12 protein-coding genes and 1 pseudogene are annotated in these 16,986 nt (G+C 55.0%); 7 read left to right on the top strand and 6 right to left on the bottom strand.

Annotated features, from left to right (window positions below):
• Positions 1–35 precede the first annotated feature (35 nt).
• Both HH216_RS00565 and HH216_RS00560 read right to left on the bottom strand, forming a co-directional pair.
• On the bottom strand, positions 36–1,601 hold the full coding sequence (locus HH216_RS00565) for a RagB/SusD family nutrient uptake outer membrane protein (RefSeq protein ID WP_169549017.1): 1,566 nt from the start codon (positions 1,599–1,601) through the stop codon (positions 36–38).
• 33 nt (positions 1,602–1,634) lie between these two features.
• A complete protein-coding gene (locus HH216_RS00560; protein WP_169549016.1) occupies positions 1,635–4,868 on the bottom strand; it encodes a SusC/RagA family TonB-linked outer membrane protein in 3,234 nt (1,077 codons plus the stop codon).
• Between the two features lie 497 nt (positions 4,869–5,365).
• Here HH216_RS00560 and HH216_RS26825 point away from each other — a divergent pair.
• From HH216_RS26825 to HH216_RS00545, 3 genes and pseudogenes are all read left to right on the top strand, one after another.
• Positions 5,366–6,384 (top strand): annotated as a pseudogene (locus HH216_RS26825) (alkaline phosphatase D family protein).
• A gap of 170 nt (positions 6,385–6,554) precedes the next feature.
• Positions 6,555–6,983: a hypothetical protein gene (locus HH216_RS00550; protein WP_169549015.1), complete on the top strand. Its 429-nt coding sequence runs from the start codon at positions 6,555–6,557 to the stop codon at positions 6,981–6,983.
• Entirely contained in the window at positions 6,973–7,236 is a 264-nt protein-coding gene (locus HH216_RS00545; protein WP_169549014.1) for a Txe/YoeB family addiction module toxin, read from the top strand. Before HH216_RS00550 ends, HH216_RS00545 begins: the two co-directional genes overlap by 11 nt.
• A 125-nt stretch (positions 7,237–7,361) precedes the next feature.
• Here the strand turns inward: HH216_RS00545 and HH216_RS00540 are convergent, their stop codons facing one another.
• Together HH216_RS00540 and HH216_RS00535 are read right to left on the bottom strand one after the other, a co-directional pair.
• Positions 7,362–8,054: a hypothetical protein gene (locus HH216_RS00540; RefSeq protein WP_169549013.1), complete on the bottom strand. Its 693-nt coding sequence runs from the start codon at positions 8,052–8,054 to the stop codon at positions 7,362–7,364.
• 192 nt (positions 8,055–8,246) lie between these two features.
• Entirely contained in the window at positions 8,247–9,269 is a 1,023-nt protein-coding gene (locus HH216_RS00535) for a glycoside hydrolase family 113 (protein WP_169549012.1), read from the bottom strand.
• 74 nt (positions 9,270–9,343) lie between these two features.
• On the opposite strand from HH216_RS00535, the gene HH216_RS00530 reads away from it, so the two are divergent.
• Complete coding sequence (locus HH216_RS00530; protein WP_169549011.1) at positions 9,344–10,498, top strand: FG-GAP repeat domain-containing protein; 1,155 nt, start codon at positions 9,344–9,346, stop codon at positions 10,496–10,498.
• Positions 10,499–10,657: 159 nt separating this feature from the next.
• Positions 10,658–11,152, top strand: a complete 495-nt coding sequence (locus tag HH216_RS00525; protein WP_169549010.1) for a DinB family protein — start codon at positions 10,658–10,660, stop codon at positions 11,150–11,152.
• 81 nt (positions 11,153–11,233) lie between these two features.
• Here HH216_RS00525 and HH216_RS00520 read toward each other — a convergent pair whose 3' ends face one another.
• Positions 11,234–12,400 (bottom strand): PQQ-dependent sugar dehydrogenase, encoded by a 1,167-nt coding sequence (locus HH216_RS00520; protein ID WP_169549009.1) that lies wholly within the window; start codon positions 12,398–12,400, stop codon positions 11,234–11,236.
• A gap of 143 nt (positions 12,401–12,543) precedes the next feature.
• Positions 12,544–14,046, bottom strand: a complete 1,503-nt coding sequence (locus HH216_RS00515) for a Gfo/Idh/MocA family protein (protein ID WP_169549008.1) — start codon at positions 14,044–14,046, stop codon at positions 12,544–12,546.
• 187 nt (positions 14,047–14,233) lie between these two features.
• Between HH216_RS00515 and HH216_RS00510 the strand changes: the two genes are divergently transcribed.
• Together HH216_RS00510 and HH216_RS00505 are read left to right on the top strand one after the other, a co-directional pair.
• Positions 14,234–15,976 carry an Ig-like domain-containing protein gene (locus tag HH216_RS00510; protein WP_169549007.1) on the top strand — a complete coding sequence of 581 codons (1,743 nt, stop codon included), beginning with the start codon at positions 14,234–14,236 and terminating at the stop codon, positions 15,974–15,976.
• Positions 15,977–16,045: 69 nt separating this feature from the next.
• Positions 16,046–16,915: a helix-turn-helix domain-containing protein gene (locus tag HH216_RS00505; RefSeq protein WP_169549006.1), complete on the top strand. Its 870-nt coding sequence runs from the start codon at positions 16,046–16,048 to the stop codon at positions 16,913–16,915.
• Positions 16,916–16,986 lie beyond the last annotated feature (71 nt).

Raw genomic sequence — 16,986 nt, 5'->3', positions numbered from 1 at the left:
ATTCAATCACTCAATCATTCACTCATTCAACAGTGCTACACGCCCGGATACCCTGGGTTTTGGGTTTTCAGGTTTGGGTTGTTCAGGAGTTCCTGCCGGGGGATGGGTAGCAGGAGGTGCTTTTCCTGCAACGCCTGGTTGGAGCTGGGGTTGATGTGACCCACGAAATTGTCGAAGCCGTTGGTTTTGTCGTTGTACACCTTCCGCAGCCGGACCATATCGAACCACGTGATCTGCTCGTAACACAGCTCATGCCAGCGCTCGCGCAGTACGGCGTCGCGGAAGGTAGCCTGCGTGAAGCTGCCCAGCGCGGGCGTCGTCAGCGTGGCCCGGTCGCGAATCCGCTTCATGGCGTCGTAAGCCGCCTGATTCGGACCACCCATTTCGTTTTGCGCTTCGGCGTAAATCAGCAGCGTTTCAGCGAAGCGAATCTGCGGTACATTCAGGTTGTTCTGACGCGTTCCGGCCACGCCCGACGTACCATTGGCCGTCCGGTTGAAGTGCTTGAACACGTAAGGCGCACCCAGGCTGAACTGCGTACCGTTGCCGTTGGTGTAGTAGGTCGTGTAGAAATAGCCCACCTGATCTTTCGCCCGCAAATCCCCGCTTTCGTAGGAGTTGTAGAACGATGGCGTCGGCACCGAGCTGCCCGTCCCGCCGGGACCGTTGTAGGTCACCGGTTTGAAGTTGGGGTAGAAGTTGTCCATCGGGTTAGCGGCTACCGACGTGTTGTACTGGATCATGAACAGATGCTCCAGCCGGTTTTTGTTGCTCTCCCGGTGTACGTCGTCGTAGGTCGAAAACAGGTTGATCGACGAGGGGTTGGCGTTGGCGTAGGTGATCACTTCCAGCGCTTTGTCGGCGGCCAGTTTGTAGTACGAAGCACCCTTGCTGAGCGGAAAACCCGCCATGGTCAGGTACACCTTCGACAACTGCGTTTTCACCGCTGCCAGATTGGTCCGTCCGGTCGCGTCGGTCCAGGCCAAACCAGCGGCTTCGGCCGCTACCAGATCATCGACAATCAGTTTGTAAACCTCCTCCGGCGACGTACGTACTGGCATGAAATCCGTCGAAACTGCCGATTGCGGTTGGGTAATCAGCGGGATGGCACCCCACAGCTGTACAGCTGTGAAGTAAGCCGATGCCCGCAAAAACCGGGCTTCTCCCAGGATTTTGGTTTTCTGAGCAGCATCCATCTGCGGAATGCCGGGTGTCCGGGCAAGAACCAGATTGGCGTTGGCGATGATCCGGTACAGTCCATTCCAGTAGTTGACAACGTGGATGGTGTTGCCGTCGTGAACCAGTCCGTACAGGTTGTTAAGGTCGGAGTTCTGCGCGGTTTCCGTCGTCGATGTACCCGTCAGGGCTTCCAGTAACTGCCAGTTGTTGGAGAAAATCCCGGCTCCGTCGCCCATAAACCGCAGTCCGGAATAGGTAGCAGCAATGCCTGCTTCGGCATGGTCGGGAATGGTGTAGAAGCTGTCGGGGCTTAGGTTCGACGGAGCCTGCTCTTCCAGAAACGTTTTACAGCCGACGACGCTCGTCAGGGCAAACCCACACAAGAGGGCCCGGCTGATCTGTTTTAGGTTTGTATGTCTCATATACTGAAAATCGGTCGATTACGTAGCTGTTGCTTACAGGCCAAGTTGAATGCCCAGCAGATACGTGGTTGGTTTCGGATAGTTGTGCCAGATCATGCCCTGCGAGAAGGCGCTGTTGCCGGTGCCCTGGTTGGTCGGCGTTACTTCGGGGTCGCCAACGATGGGGTCTTCCAGCAGCAGGAAGAAGTTCTGCGCCGACGCATACAGCCGGAGCCGGTTCATCTTCAGCCGGTTGGTAACGGCAGCCGGGAAGGTGTAGCCGAACAGCAGGTTACGGCCGCGCAAAAATGAGCCGTTCTTGATCCAGTGACTGTCGACGTTGGTCACATAACCCGCCCGCGTATCCCGAATCTGGGCAATGGGCGTATCCTGGTTCTGCGGTGTCCAGGCCATCAGTACTGAACTGTAGCTGTTGGCCAGCGCCTGCCGGTCTTCGCTCGAGTGCAGGTTCATCATCATCACCTGATTGCCGAACATATACTGCAATTCAAGCGTAGCGTCGAAATTGCCGAACCGGAAGTTGTTGGTCAGCGCACCCCAGCCTTTCGGGCTACCGTTGCCGATGATGCTGCGGTCAGCGTCGGTGATGGCGCGGTCGCCGTTTACATCGAGGTACTTGATGTCGCCGGGCAGAATTGTCAGGCCGTTGCGGTAGCTGGTGTAGCGGGCCGCTTCGTCACGCTCGGCTTCGCTCCAGGTACCCAGGCGGGTCAGCCCCCAGAACGAACCAACCGGCTCGCCGACCCGGATAACGTTGGTTGGGTTGGTGAAGTTAGGCCCACCTACGTTGAAGATGTCCGACGGAGTTGCCAGCGACAATACTTTGTTGCGGTTGAATGAGATATTGAACGTCGTATTCCAGGTAAACTTGGGCCCGTTAACATTGACTGTGTTGACGGCGAATTCAAAGCCCTGATTCTGCATCGAACCAACGTTGCGCCGGATGGTCGCGTAACCGCTCGACTGCGGTACGGGGGCGTCGAGCAGCATATCGGTCGTCAGGCGGTAGTAGTAGTCAGCTTCGATGTTGACGCGCCCTTTAAACAGCCCCAATTCAAGGCCCACGTCGTATTGTGCCGTTTTTTCCCAGCGCAGGTCCGGGTTCGCCAGTCGGTTGATACCCGTACCACCCGCCCGCGTGTCGCCGTAGATCGTGGCGTAGTTGGAGCTGAGCAGCGACAGCGACGAATAGGGAGGAATTTCGGAGTTACCCGTCAGACCGTAGCTGGTACGAATTTTTAGGTTCGAGATGGTTGGGTTGCCACGCAGGAAGTCTTCCTCCGACACGCGCCAGGCCAGAGCCGCCGAGGGGAAAAACGCGAATTTGTTGTTTTCCCCGAATTTAGACGAACCATCGGCACGGCCGGTTGCCGTGAACAGGTACCGGTTCTTGTAGCCGTAGTTGATCCGCCCGAAGTAGGAGTTAAACGCAAACCGATCAGCATACGACGACACCTGCGGGTTGGTAGCACCCGCGCCCAGGTTGTTGAAACCGAAGTAGTCGGTAGCGAACCCACTCACCGACGCGCCGATGCCAAACCGGGTGGTTTCCTGCCACGAGATACCCAACAGACCCGTAAATGAGTGATCGGGGCCGAACTGCCGGTTGTAGGTCAGGTAGTTTTCCGACGACCAGAAGTTCGTGCGGTTGTTGTTACCCGACGCGTTACCGTTGCCGCCGATATTCAGCGTACGAGTCTGCGACTGGTTAATCTCCTGCGTCTGAATGTTTGCACCGAGTACCGAGCGGAACTCCAGCCCTTTCGCCAGCGTGATGTTGGCGTACAGACTACCCAGCGTGGTCTGCGTGTTCTGGATGTACCGGCGATCCATCAGCCGGTGTACCGAGCTCATCGTGCCCTCAGCCTGCGGATAGTCGCGGTTCTCCGCGAAGATGCCAGTATCGGGGTAGCGCACGGGCAGGAAGGGGAAGTCTTCCACGATCTGCCGGGCTACCGCGTCATTGACGTCGACCAGGTTTTCGGTCTGGTAGTTGTAGTTCAGCGTACCGCCCACTTTCAGCCAGCTCTTCACCTGATCGTCGAGGGTAAAGCGTCCTGAATACCGTTTCATGTACGAGGTCTTGATCAACCCCTGATCGTCGCGGTAGTTGAGCGAAATCGAGTATTGAGTCCGTTCGTTACCACCACTAAAGCCCAATTGGTGGTTCTGCGACAGCTTGTTTTGCGCCGACTCCTTAAACCAGTCGGTGTCGTAGAGTGGGTTCAGGTTGGCATCGAACACGCCGGGGTGGGCTGCGCTGAACGTTCTGCGCCGGGCCACTGGGTCGAGGTTGGTGTATTTGCCAGCCGCCCAGCCCGTGGGGTCGAACTTGGCAATGTTGGCGTAAGCCAGATCTTCCACCGCCAGATACTCGCGGGCGTTCAGCACTTTCGGCTTGTTGGGGCCGATGGTGTTGACACTGAACTGACCGTCGTACGTAACCCGGCTTTCGCCCGCTTTGCCTTTGCGGGTTGTGACCAGAATAACGCCGTTGGCACCCCGCGCCCCGTAAATGGCCGTCGACGACGCATCTTTTAATACCTCAACGTTGGTAATGTCGTTGGGGTTGATGTAGTCAATCGGGTTGCTGAACTGATCGCCGGTATTTTGCGGCAGCATGACGCCGTCGACCACGTAAAGCGGGTTGTTGGACGAGTTGATCGAGCTAAAGCCCCGAATCCGAACCGTCGTACGACCACCCGGACGCCCGGAGTTGGTGTTGACCTGCACCCCCGGTAACCGCCCCGACAGTTGCTGATTGAGCGACGGTGCGGGACGTTCCAGCAGTTCGGCTTCCTTGACACCCGATACGGCTCCCGTCAGGTCAGACTTGCGGGCGGTACCGTAACCGATCACCACGATTTCATCCAGCACCTTGTCGTCGGATTTCAGCGTGATATTGACGGTCGACTGATTGGCCACGCTTACCTCCTGCGACAGGTAGCCCACGAATGAGAAGACCAGCTGCGCGTTGCCGTCGGGAACATCCAGCTTATACCGGCCGTCGGCGTCGGTAACGGTTCCGCGCTGCGTGCCTTTGATAATGACGCTCACGCCCGGAATCGCTTCGTTCTTGTCGTCGATAACCCGGCCCGTAATCGTGCGGTCAGCTTTTGCAGTTGCTGACAGGCCCGATACGGCCAGATCGGGCGTTGCCGTTCGGGCAAACGTGGGCGTTTGTTCACCCGCCAGTAAAAAACAGGCTAGCAAGAATTGCCCCGTAAGCCAGCCCGGTGAGTGCGGGATGGGTAGTAGTTTTTTCATAAAATCAAGTGGATTGGTTGGTAGAGAATTGCGATGTGCTGAGCACTGGATATGTTTATTCCTACCTAGAACAGGATGCAACTGGGGTTTTACTCGTCTTTTTTTAATAAAATTTATAAATCAATTAATGGTGCGTTAAAAGAAAGTAATTGTTAGGAGTGTAATGGTGCTGATGTACAGGTAGTTAACTCTCGGTGCGTCAGCTAGCAGGCGGATTAAGTAAGCAGGCAGGTACGTTCGGGCGTGCGTAAAAAAAGCAACCCAATGTCGGTGTGCCTCTGCTGGATATACCTGTACAAAACGGCTTGCCCCATGAGTGAACTGGCTTCAGAACGTAAGCTGTCATTCGCTTCCTGCTGGTGGATTGGCTGAGCTGCTCCTGACCATTCGACTGATGTGTCTTCGACTAACGGACCTGCGTTATCAAATCGTGAAGTTGCCGCCATATACCGGCTCACTGCCTAAACTTGCGCCCGAAAAACAGACTAACTCTGCGTATGAATCGCTCCTCTCTACTGGTTGTTGCACTGCTGTCGCCTGGTTGCCGCTCTAATCGACCTACTCCGGTGAAACGTGCTCAGGTGGCTTCGTCGAGAAAAGCAATTCAGACTATTGCATTTGGCTCGTGCAGTCGGCAGAGTTTGCCCCAGCCGCTGTGGGACGACATCGTAGCCGCCAAACCCGACCTCTGGATCTGGCTCGGCGACAATATCTATGGCGATTCGGAGAGTATGGACACGTTGCGGGCCAAGTATGCGCTTCAGAAAAGTAACCCCATTTACCAGCAACTGCGCCAGTCGACGCCCATTCTTGGCGTGTGGGACGATCACGATTACGGCGTCAACGACGGAGGCAAGGAGTACCCACGTCGGCGGGAGAGTCAGCAGGTAATGCTCGATTTTCTGGACGTGCCCGCCAACGACCCCCGGCGCACGCAGGAGGGCGCGTACTCAGCACAGACGTTCGGCCCCGCGTGAAAGTTATTCTACTCGACGGCCGCTACTTCCGCGACCCGCTAAAAAAAGAAGGCAAAGCCAACGTCCCCGACCCATCGGGCGATTTGCTGGGCGACGCGCAGTGGCAATGGCTGGAAAACCAACTGACCAACTCCGACGCCGACGTTCACGTGATTGGCTGTGGGATTCAGTTTCTGGCCGACGAGCATCCCTACGAGAAGTGGGCCAACTTCCCCGCGTCGCGGCAGCGGCTGTTCGATCTGCTGGGTAAGACCAAACCCAACCGCACCCTGCTCATCAGTGGCGACCGGCACATCGCCGAAATCGCGAAAGAGACTATTCCGGGCCTGCCCTACGACCTGTACGACATTACGAGCAGCGGCCTGACGCATGTGTCGCAGCCGCACGACGAACCCAACCGCCACCGCGTCGGCCCGATGATCGCCAAACTCAACTACGCTCTGCTTACTCTCAACTGGAACCAGAAACCCCTAACCGCCACCATCCGCATCAACGGAGACAACCGCGCAACGTATCTGACGCAGGAGGTACGGTTTTAACATCGTCGGCCCGGGGAAGTGGGGGGGCTGATAGTTTAACGATACGTGAGCGTTGCACACAATGTGATGGTAAATCGTGATATTTGAACCAACCGTCGCTCTCAACCAGTTGGCGTTACGTTGAGAACGACCGTCTCACTTTTACCGTTACAGTACAAACGTGATCTGCCATGAAATTACCGCTCGACCTACTCAGAACGCAAAATGACATTGCCAGCATGCTTACGATGCTGTACTCGTACGAGTGGGCTGACGTATATCGGGAGATGGCAGAGGAGGAGTTCAGAATTGCGTGGGGCGAACTCACCAAGGAAGAAGCGACTGCGTTGTTAATGCTGTTGAATACGGCCGAACAGACCGGTACGATCAACCGCCAAAGCCCTCAGCTCATCAGCCTTATGCCCGTTGCCATACTGAAAGGACTGGCTAACGCGTATGTTCGTCTCAACCCCTACAAAAACGTATTGACCAAGATCAAAGACGGTGAAGTAACCCGCTTAGAGGCTAAAATTCTGGCCGGTGAAATTTCCATCTCGCGCAACGAGGGAACAGTCCTGTCTGGCGATCAGCTAATAAACTTCGTTGCCAATGCCGCGTAACGTTGAGTTTTCCCCGGAAGCGTTCGATGAGTTAAAAGAGTGGTTGCAGGTCGACAGCAAGATGGCGAAGAAAATACTCGACCTAATCGAGACATGCACCCGCACACCGTTTGAGGGTATTGGCAAACCGGAAGGGCTGAAAGGCAACCTCAAAGGATACTGGTCAAGACGAATAAATTTGGAACACCGGCTAGTGTACCGGGTCACAGACGAGCGAATCTACGTTTTCTCTTGCCACGGTCACTACGAATAGCACTGAAGAATTTCCAGTTTTGTTCATAATCAGTTCCTGTATTACCTTGTCGAATTTGCGAGGCTATTACAATTTATAATAGATTCAAGCTATTGATAATAAACTCGATAATTTATGTACGAATGTTAGTATTGATATTCGTAAACAGGATAAGTTTGTTTGAATATTTTGTATCCTGTCACCTTATGTTCTTGAAAAATTTGAATTGCTTTCTCGGAAATAAAATCATTCGTTGAAATAATTTTTGTACCCCATATATTCAAGTCAGGATTCAAATTCTTATTGAAGACAATTTTAATTACTCCAAGCCTGCCATACTGTTGACTCACCCGTTCATATTCTTCGTATGAAGTTATTTTTATTTTGACTTTATGTATATGTTCAACTAAGGTGAGGTCAAACTGACTCTTCTCAAAATCAATAATATCTCTTCCATTAAACCTATTGAAATAAAACCATTTATAGACGCTAGGTATAAATTGCCCTTGATGATACAATGATACATCGTATAATTTATACGGGGGTAAGTGCAACGTAGATAGTATATTCTGCACCTTTCCACTGACTATGTAACCTGAAAGAAGCGCAACATCTAGGAAGTCATTCAGCTTAGACTTAGGGTTAAGTTCAATATTTTTTAATATTACTTGTTCTGATGGTATATCACCTAGGCGCAAGTATCTGTCCTTTCCATAGAAAAAATTAAATATTTCTTCGTCTTCAAAGTTATGACGTTCGGGTACCTTGGATTGAGATACCCCCTGCATTATTCCAGATACTTTCGGATCTTTATCGTTTCTTATGTTGTAATAATTCATAATAAAGGTGTTCTGATAATTGAAGAATTTTACGGCTTATCAAAGAAAATACGTCTATATTTTCTTTGATAAGCCGTAAAAAAAAATATAGACGTGATTGTAATCAATAAGAGAAATATATTGAGTCTTTTTCTAGTACGGTATATCAATCAGCCAGTTATCCACTTGTGTATGATAATCGCTCACGAACACTCACCGCCACGCCCGGCTTAACGTGGCTCCGGCGGGTTTGTCCTGGGGGCTGAATTGATCGCGCTCGTGGTGGCGGTGGCTGGTGTCGACAAACCATTTCCAGGCGAATCCACCGGCAAACCACGGCTGCGGCCAAACGGTGTCGAGTAGGGCCGCGTAGGCGTTGGCCTGCGCCGTTTCGTTGGGTGTGCAGTCGCTTTCGGATTCCCACGGCTGCCGACCCGCGTAGTCGCAGCTTCGGTAGCCGAACTCGGTAAACAGCACCGGCTTCTGCGTCTGACTGCTGATCGACGCCAGCGTTTTCAGGTGCGGTTGCCAGCCTTTTACCAGTGCCTTCACGGAGGGTGTCCGGCTGTCGTTCAGCGGAAAATACGCGTCGACGCCCACGTAATCGAGTTGGGGCCAGAACGGAATCTGCTCGTAGCGGTCCCAGTTGGCAGCATAGGTCAGTGGGCCTTTGTAAAGCTGTCGTACCTGCCCGATCAGGCGCTGCCAGAAAGCGGGCCGGGCCATCGCAAAGCGGTCGAGCTCGGTGGTGATGCAATACAGGTCGACGTGCAGCGAGTCGGCGAGTCGGGCGAAGTGCAGCACGTACTGGGCGTAGTCGTGCTCGAACGATTGCCAGTCGGCTTCGGTGCTGAATTCGAGGTCGAGGTGTGAGCCGCCCTGCATCCAGACATGGGGCTTGAGCATGGTTTTCAGCCCCTGCTGCCGCGCCATCGCTACTGTACCGGCTACCCCTTCCGTGGTTTCGCCCCACCACTGCCAGCCGCGCCGTTCGGTTTTCGGGCGGTTTTCGCTGAAGAAAAAATGCGGGTCGCCCTTGCGGCAAAAGCCGTAGGGAACAATCGCCACCCACTCGCCACCAATGGCCCGGACGGGTGCCAGCACGGCCGACGAATCGGGCTTGCGGGGTGGGGCTACCAGATTAACCCCTTTGAGTTTTGGACTAGCATACTGAAACGGCGGGGTAGGGCGGCAACCCAGCAACACAACGAGCAGCACCAGCAGACGACTAAGCATGGGGGTAAGTTACGCGGAAAATTGGCTTTTGTCAGCGGTCGTTCCGCGACCGGTCAACGCTAATTTCTCAACGTATGCGTCGTCTCCTCCTTGCGCTGCCGCTGCTGCTGTCGGCCGCTCCGCTGCCTGCCCCGCCAACGCCCACCTTCGACCGGTATTTCGTAGCGGCTGAAAGCTATGAGTCGGTGGCCGTGTTCGACGTCGACAACAACGACACGCTCGACATCGTATCGGGCGATTTCTGGTACGAAGGGCCGCGTTTCCGGCGTCGGCACCTGATCGACAATCAACCCCGGAAGGAGCAGTACTACGACGATTTCTCGACCATCCCGCTTGACGTCAACCGCGACGGGCGCATGGATTTCGTGACCGGGGGCTGGTTCAATCAGACGCTGCGGTGGCTGGAAAACCCGGCCAAAAAAGATAGTCGCTGGACGAGTCACGACATCGCCAACGTCGGCAACATCGAAACGACCCGCGCCTGGGACGTCGACGTCGACGGTACGCTGGACATTGTCCCGAACAACCCCGGCCATCCGCTCAAATACCTGAAACTAACCGGGCCGGGGCAGTTCAACACCGTTACAGTAGCGCCCAAGCAGGACCACGGACTGGGCTTTGGCGACCTGAACGGCGACGGCCGGGGCGACTTGATCGTGAGCGACGGCTGGCTCGAAGCACCGGCAGATCGCTCGGCCGGGAACTGGGCGATGCACAAGGAGTTTGCGCTGGGAACGGCCAGCGTACCGATTCTGGTGGTCGACGTCAACGGCGATAAAAAGAACGACCTGATTGTGGGGCAGGGGCACGGCTACGGCCTGCACTGGTACGAACAGACGACCGACGCATCGGGTAAACGCAGCTGGACGAAGCATCTGATCGACGATAAAAATTCGCAGTACCATACCATGGAATGGGTCGATGTTACGGGCGATGGCAAACCCGAGCTACTAACCGGCAAACGCTATCGCGCCCACAACGACAATGATCCCGGCTCCGACGATCCCGTTGGCCTGTATTACTTTACCTGGGATGCCGGTCAGAAGGCGTTCGCGAAACATACCATCGCATATGGCCCTGCCGGAGTCGGCAAAGGCACCGGCATCTACCTCGCCGTCGCCGACCTCCGCAAAACCGGCCACAACGATATTGTGGTAGCCGGGAAGGATGGGCTGGTGGTGTTTTTTCAAAGAGCGAAACCGGGCCGCCGGAGCGGAATGAATGAGTGAAAGAGCGATTACATGCGTCAGCAACTTTCGCTCTTGCACTCATTCACTCTTTCGCTCTTTACGTTTTCTCTCCTGACATAAGGCTGTCACTGGGTCGGTTGATCTTTGTTGAGGCAATGCGCCTGAACAGTTAACCCGTCAACCAAAACCAATCGCCTTATGGACCTACTTCCGATTTTCCTGCACGAGATGGAGCAGGAAGCCGCTACGACCCGCCAGTTTCTCAGCCGCGTACCCGCCGACAAATTTGACTGGCAGCCGCACCCCAAAAGCATGACGCTGATGCAGCTAACAACGCACATCGCCGAACTGCCGTCGTGGGTGTCGCTCGCCCTGACTACCGACGGACTGGACTTCGCCACCGTTCCCTACCAGCCAACCGTTGTCAGTACTACCGATGAACTACTGGCGATGCTGGAGAAAGCATTGGCCGACGAAAAAGCTGCGCTGGAAACGGCTTCGGAAGATATTCTGACAAAACCCTGGACCCTGCGCGACGGCGATACGATCTACAGCACAACGCCGAAGCACGAAGTGATCCGCATGACCCACAACCAGACCACGCACCACCGCGCGCAGCTTGGCGTCTACCTCCGCCTGCTCGACATCCCCATCCCCGGCAGCTACGGGCCAAGCGCAGACGAAGGATTTTAAAGAGTGAAAGAGCGAATGAGTGAAAGAGCGATTACACAGGCGTCAGCCAATCACTCTTTCACTCATTCGCTCTTTCACTCTTTATCTCGGTGCTAGCCGGAGAATGCGGCCGGGGCTTTCGAGGGAAACATACAGGTTACCGTCGGGGCCCTGTTTGACGTTGCGGATGCGACCCTGCCCTTCGAGTAGTTTCGCTTCGCCCGTGATCTGATTGTTGCTGATACTCAGAATACTCAGGTAATTGCCCGCCAGCGCACCCGTTGCCAGACCGCCATTGGCGCTGCCGAACCGTTCGTTGGTAATAAAGGCCAGTCCACTCGTACCGATAGAGGGTGTCCAGGTATGAACGGGGGCCTGAATGCCGTCGCGGGTGGGGCTTTGCGAGATCGTTGTCCCGTCGTAGTTGATGCCGTAGGATACCAGCGGCCAGCCGTAGTTCGCGCCTTTCTGAATAATGTTGACCTCATCGCCCCCCTGCGGACCGTGTTCGGTTTCCCACAACTGATTCGTTTTGGGATTGATCGCCAGCCCCTGCGGGTTGCGGTTACCGTAGGCGTAAATCGTCGTGGGTGCGGTGTTACCGGGCAGGATCGGATTGTCGAAAGGTACCTGTCCGCTGTCAGTCATGCGGTGAATTTTGCCCCAGCCCAGCTGCGTATTCTGTGCATTCTGATTCGGTGAGTTAGTACCGCCCTGCGACCGCGGACCGCCTTCGCCGACGCTGAGGTACAACATATTGTCGGGGCCAAATTCGATTCGGCTACCGTAGTGCCCCTGCCAGGTGTTGCTGGCGTCGGTCTGGAAAATCGTTTCGAGATTACTGACCTGATTGTTCGTCAGTTTGAACCGGATCAGGTTCAGCCGTCCAGCCTGCGTCCCGGCGGTCGATGCGGCATGACTGGCGTAAATCCAGCCGTTACTGGCATACTGCGGATGCACCCGCACGTCGAGCAAACCGCCTTGGTTTGTTGTGTAGATGTTTGTCGGTAGCCCCGTTATTTCGGTGGCCGTCGTAGCCCCGTTGGGTAGCCGGTACAGCTTACCCCGTTTTTCGGTGAAGATCAGTTCGTTGTTGGGCAGAAAGTCCATGCCCCAGATGATTTCGTAACCCGTCAGAACGGTCGACACCTGTATTCCAGCCGGAGCGGGGACTGCGTCGGCGTTAGATTCGGTCGTCTGCTGACAGCTGCTGAGCAGGCTGGCCCCTGCCAGGAGCGCGCTCAGCGCGAAGCGATTATGCGTTTTCATAGGTTGAGATTAATCTGCTTTTAATCTCAACGTTGTTTTGCCATAAATGTTGAAAGAGCGAAAGAACGAAAGAGTGAAAGAGCGATTACACCGGCGTCAGCCAATCGCTCTTTCACTCTTTCGTTCTTTCGCTCTTTATCTGCCTACGCCGTCAGCGACCAGCCGTCGCGGTATTGGCGGGTGACGAACTGATTGGCTTCGTCGAAGTTGGTGATTTTCGTGTTCTTACCGTCCCACGTTAGTTGTTTGCGACCGGGGTAGGTGAAGCCCTTGCCGTCGGCTTTGGGCGTGCGGAGCGTGTAGCTACGGATGGCGAGGTTACCCATCAGTACCGATTCCGTCAGCGGACCGGCGAAGTCGAACGACGACGTCAGGGCTTTGTGCTCCTTGCTGTTGAAGCCCGCTTTGCAGGCATCCGTCCAGAACACCTGGTGGCCATTTTCGGGCAGCGATACCGTACCAGCCGTACCACGGGCGGGCTTGGGCGCGGCTTCCATTTTCTTGCCGTCTTTCGTGTACAGTTTCGGGTCGTCGCCGTACATCCCACAGGCAATCAGCCCTTTGTCGCCGATCAGGAACACGCCGTTTTCGCCATTTTCCGGGAATGGTTCGTTTTCTGGCAGCATCTCGGGCCGGAACGGACGCAGCCCACCGTCGAGCCACACCATTTTTACCGCCGACTTATTCTTGCTCGACTGCGGGAATTGCAGTTCGACGTGCGACGAGGGCGGGCAACCTTCGGGAATGTATTCGGGCGTCCAGTCTTTCAGGAACACCGCACCGATGCTGGATTCGACTTGTGTTGGATAACCCAGACCAAGCACGCGGAAAGGAACGTCCATGATGTGGCAACCGATGTCGCCGAGCGCACCGGCACCGAAGTTCCACCAGCCGCGCCATTTGAATGGGTGATAGGCGGGGGTGTAGCCCACTTTCTGCGCGGGGCCGAGCCATAGATCCCAGTCGAGGTCGACGGGTGTTTCCGAGGCTGGTTGCGGCACGGGAATACCCTGCGGCCATACCGGGCGGTTGGTCCAGAGATAAACCGTGTGTACGTTCCCGATCAGTCCCTTGTCGAACCACTCGACCATTTGCTTCTGCTGCGGGTTCGACGAACCCTGATTACCCATCTGCGTCACGACCTTGTATTTGCGGGCCGCTTCGGTCAGCATCCGGGCTTCGTGGATGTTGTGCGTCAGGGGCTTCTGCACGTAAACGTGCTTGCCCCGCTGCATGGCGTTCATGGCCACGACTGCGTGTGTATGGTCGGCGGTCGATACCGTTACGGCGTCAATAGTTTTGCCTTCCTTGTCGAGCATTTCGCGGAAATCCTTGTACCGCTTGGCGTTGGGATGCTTGGTGAAATTCTCCTTCACCCGGGCCAGTCCCCAGTCGACGTCGCAGAGCGCGACGACGTTGTTGGCACCGTTGTTATACGAATTGTTGATGTCGCTGAAACCTTTACCGCCAAAGCCAACGGCGGCAATGTTGAGTTTGTCGCTGGGGGCAATGAAGCCCTTGCCACCGAGTACGTGGCGCGGCACGATTAGAAACCCCGCCGACGCCAGCAGGCCCGACTGGAGAAACTGCCGCCGGGAGGTCGCGTTACCCGCTGGTTCCGGCGTGTTCGTTGAGTGATCTGACATGTTTTTAGAAAAGAAAAAGGAATAACAATTTAACAAAGCAGGTCGACTCACCTTTATACCCTGCCCTGCAATTAAGGAATAGTGAACAGCCAGCAAAGCTTTCGATGGGTATATCCGGGCCTATTGCTCTCGGCACGTTGACAGCCATTGGTAACGAATGTATTTTGATCTACTTTGTGATTGCTCTATGAAACAACCATTACGTAGCTGTCTATTGGTGATTTGTCTGCTGGAGATCATATCATCGCTCTATGCACAGCCTGTGTTAACTACCCAGGCGCTGGCAACAACGTCGGTCTGCGCCGGTTCAGTTATCGATGTCTCGTTCACACAGACAGGTACTTACGGCGCTGACAACACGTTCCGGGTGCAATTGTCGGATGGTGAAGGGTATCGTACCCTAGAAACAGCCATGCCCAGCTATAACAGCAGTACCGGTTTGTATGCAGTGCAGGCAACAATACCCGCTACGCAAAAGCCGGGCAGATCGTATACGGTACGGGTTATTGCCAGTAGTCCGGTCATTAACGGTACGCCCAGCCCGTCAGCATTGGCGGTCAACGCAAAGCCTATTCCTCCTCTTGCCCCGTCAACAATCACCGAATGTGCGCGACCATTGGAAGGCGTCAGTTCAATGTTTGTCGTAGTATCGCTCACGGCCACGGTGACTGGCGCAAAAACCCAGCTGTATGATGCGCCTGTTGTTGAGAAGCGGCTGGAAACCATTTATACACTGGCTAAACCCGGCGTCGGGACGTACACTTATTATGCTGCCCAAACCGTCGATGGCTGTGAGAGCGATCGGGTTCCGATTAAACTCACGGTACAGCCAATACCGGATACCGTCACGCCATTAAATGTATTCGGAGGTGGGGACGGACTGTATGGAAAGATAACGTACTGTCAGTATGACAAAGCTGTTTCATTGAAAGAGTATGGAATACGTCCTTTACCCGACAATGTCTATGTGAACTACAAAAAGGAGTCTGGTGACCTATCCTTTACGGGCAACCCGCCGATACCGAATACTGACAAGGCAGGTACAGCTACCTACACGTTCATGACTTATCTGGATGGATGTCCATCGTCGGTCAGATACCTAAGCCATCTGACCGTCACGGTAAAACCCCGCCCCGATAAGCCAATAATTCCAGCAAATACCGTAGCCGTTTGTGTAGGACAATTGACGAAGCCGGCGAGCGTGTCAACCGCAGCAGACGGCGCGTCGCTGGTGTGGTATGCGACGACAGCCACTGGTGGAATAAGCTCAATAACGGCCACTATGCCATTGACGGTTACAGCTGGTACAGCCACTTATCAGGTAGCCCAGCGAGTAGACGGTTGCGAGAGCGAACGAACCCCAGTAACTGTCGACGTCCGCCCCCTGCCGACGGCTGCGTTGACTGGTACGCAGCGCATTTATGAGGGACAGTCGGCGAAGCTGTCGGTTGCGTTTACCGGCGATGCACCGTGGACGTTTTCGGTGCAGGATAGTTCGGCCACAGGTAGTGGGGCGGTGCAGTCGATTCAGACAGCCGCCAACCCACATACCCTTGATGTGTCGCCCACCCAATCGACTGCTTACGTGCTACGGGATGTGCAGAATGGCTGTGGTCTGACGAAGCTGACGCTGACGCCGGTACTGGTAACCGTTGATAAAGCGCTGGGTGTGGAAGATCAGGCGCTGGCCGAGGCTATCGACGTGTATCCCGTTCCGGCCGCGACGACGCTGACTGTTCGGCTGCGTGGCCTGTCACCCGCGCAAACGGCCCGGATTGAGCTGATTAGCGAAACGGGGCTGGCGGCCTGGCAAACCGAAACGCGGCAGGAAACGTCGGTGTTGTCGCTCGATCAGCAGCCCGCCGGGGTTTATGTGCTGCGCATCCGGGTTGGCGATCGAACGGCGTCGCGACGGATTGTTAAACGCTGAGATAGCCAGTAAAAAAGCGTATCATGCGGTTTTCCTCGATACCAATCAGTTGGTTAACCGCCCCGGCCTATGGCTGATAGCATCCCTGTTTACTCGATTCAGAACTTCGCCCGTCACGAGCCGGATACGCTTTTTTACATGACGCCCCTGGAGAAACTGGTCGGTGAGTTTAAAGGCATCGACCAGTCGCATTCGCACACGTTTTATCTGCTGATGTGGATACGGCAGGGGAGTGGCAGCCACACGATTGATTTCAAAACATACCCGGTCGCCCCCGATCAGCTGTACTTCCTGACGCCCGGTCAGGTGCATAGCTGGCAGTTGTCGCCCGACACGCAGGGGTTTAACCTGTTTTTCGACACCAACTTTTTCCGGGCGCGGCTGGGTAACCGGCTGCAACAGTATCCGTTCTACCACTCACATCAGCACCTGCCCCTGCTGGACGTGACCTCGCAGGGTACCTTCTTCTCGGACCTGTTTGGCTACGCCTACGACGAGTACTGGCAACAGCAGCCCAACCGGGCCGATGTGTTTCTGTCGTTCATCCATATTCTGCTCGAAGCTGCTAACCGCTTGTACGATCAGCAGCTACCGGCGAGTGCGTCGCACTATTACGACCGGCTGCGACAGTTTGAAGAATTACTGGAGAATCAGTTTGTGCAGGTGCGTACCGTCAACGAGTATGCGACTCAGATGAACATTACGCCCAATCATCTCAATCATATCTGTCAGCAGGTGCTGGGGAAAACGGCCAGTCAACTGCTGCACGAGCGACTGGTCATTGAAGCAAAGCGATTGCTGACGCACACGGCGAAATCGGTAAAGGAAATCGGCTTTTTGCTTGGGTTTGACGACACGTCTTACTTCGTCCGGTTCTTTCGAAAACAGACGGGAGATACACCCGCCGACTTCCGCCAAGTGTTCGAAGCTGATCGTTGATTTGTACCATAACGCCCATCGTTTGTCTTAGCATACGGCGGCTGGGCGGGGTACCTTTGTCATACCAGAAA

Origin of the sequence: Spirosoma rhododendri, from assembly GCF_012849055.1 — a bacterium.
Lineage (GTDB): Bacteria > Bacteroidota > Bacteroidia > Cytophagales > Spirosomataceae > Spirosoma > Spirosoma rhododendri.
The sequence above is the reverse complement of the archived record's forward strand: the minus strand, read 5'-3'. Positions and strand labels throughout refer to the sequence as shown.

Coding starts and splice junctions, on each gene's coding strand:
- HH216_RS00565 (WP_169549017.1), bottom strand. CDS start 1,601: ATGAGACATACAAACCTAAAACAGATCAGCCGGGCCCTCTTGTGTGGG.
- HH216_RS00560 (WP_169549016.1), bottom strand. CDS start 4,868: ATGAAAAAACTACTACCCATCCCGCACTCACCGGGCTGGCTTACGGGG.
- HH216_RS00550 (WP_169549015.1), top strand. CDS start 6,555: ATGAAATTACCGCTCGACCTACTCAGAACGCAAAATGACATTGCCAGC.
- HH216_RS00545 (WP_169549014.1), top strand. CDS start 6,973: ATGCCGCGTAACGTTGAGTTTTCCCCGGAAGCGTTCGATGAGTTAAAA.
- HH216_RS00540 (WP_169549013.1), bottom strand. CDS start 8,054: ATGAATTATTACAACATAAGAAACGATAAAGATCCGAAAGTATCTGGA.
- HH216_RS00535 (WP_169549012.1), bottom strand. CDS start 9,269: ATGCTTAGTCGTCTGCTGGTGCTGCTCGTTGTGTTGCTGGGTTGCCGC.
- HH216_RS00530 (WP_169549011.1), top strand. CDS start 9,344: ATGCGTCGTCTCCTCCTTGCGCTGCCGCTGCTGCTGTCGGCCGCTCCG.
- HH216_RS00525 (WP_169549010.1), top strand. CDS start 10,658: ATGGACCTACTTCCGATTTTCCTGCACGAGATGGAGCAGGAAGCCGCT.
- HH216_RS00520 (WP_169549009.1), bottom strand. CDS start 12,400: ATGAAAACGCATAATCGCTTCGCGCTGAGCGCGCTCCTGGCAGGGGCC.
- HH216_RS00515 (WP_169549008.1), bottom strand. CDS start 14,046: ATGTCAGATCACTCAACGAACACGCCGGAACCAGCGGGTAACGCGACC.
- HH216_RS00510 (WP_169549007.1), top strand. CDS start 14,234: ATGAAACAACCATTACGTAGCTGTCTATTGGTGATTTGTCTGCTGGAG.
- HH216_RS00505 (WP_169549006.1), top strand. CDS start 16,046: ATGGCTGATAGCATCCCTGTTTACTCGATTCAGAACTTCGCCCGTCAC.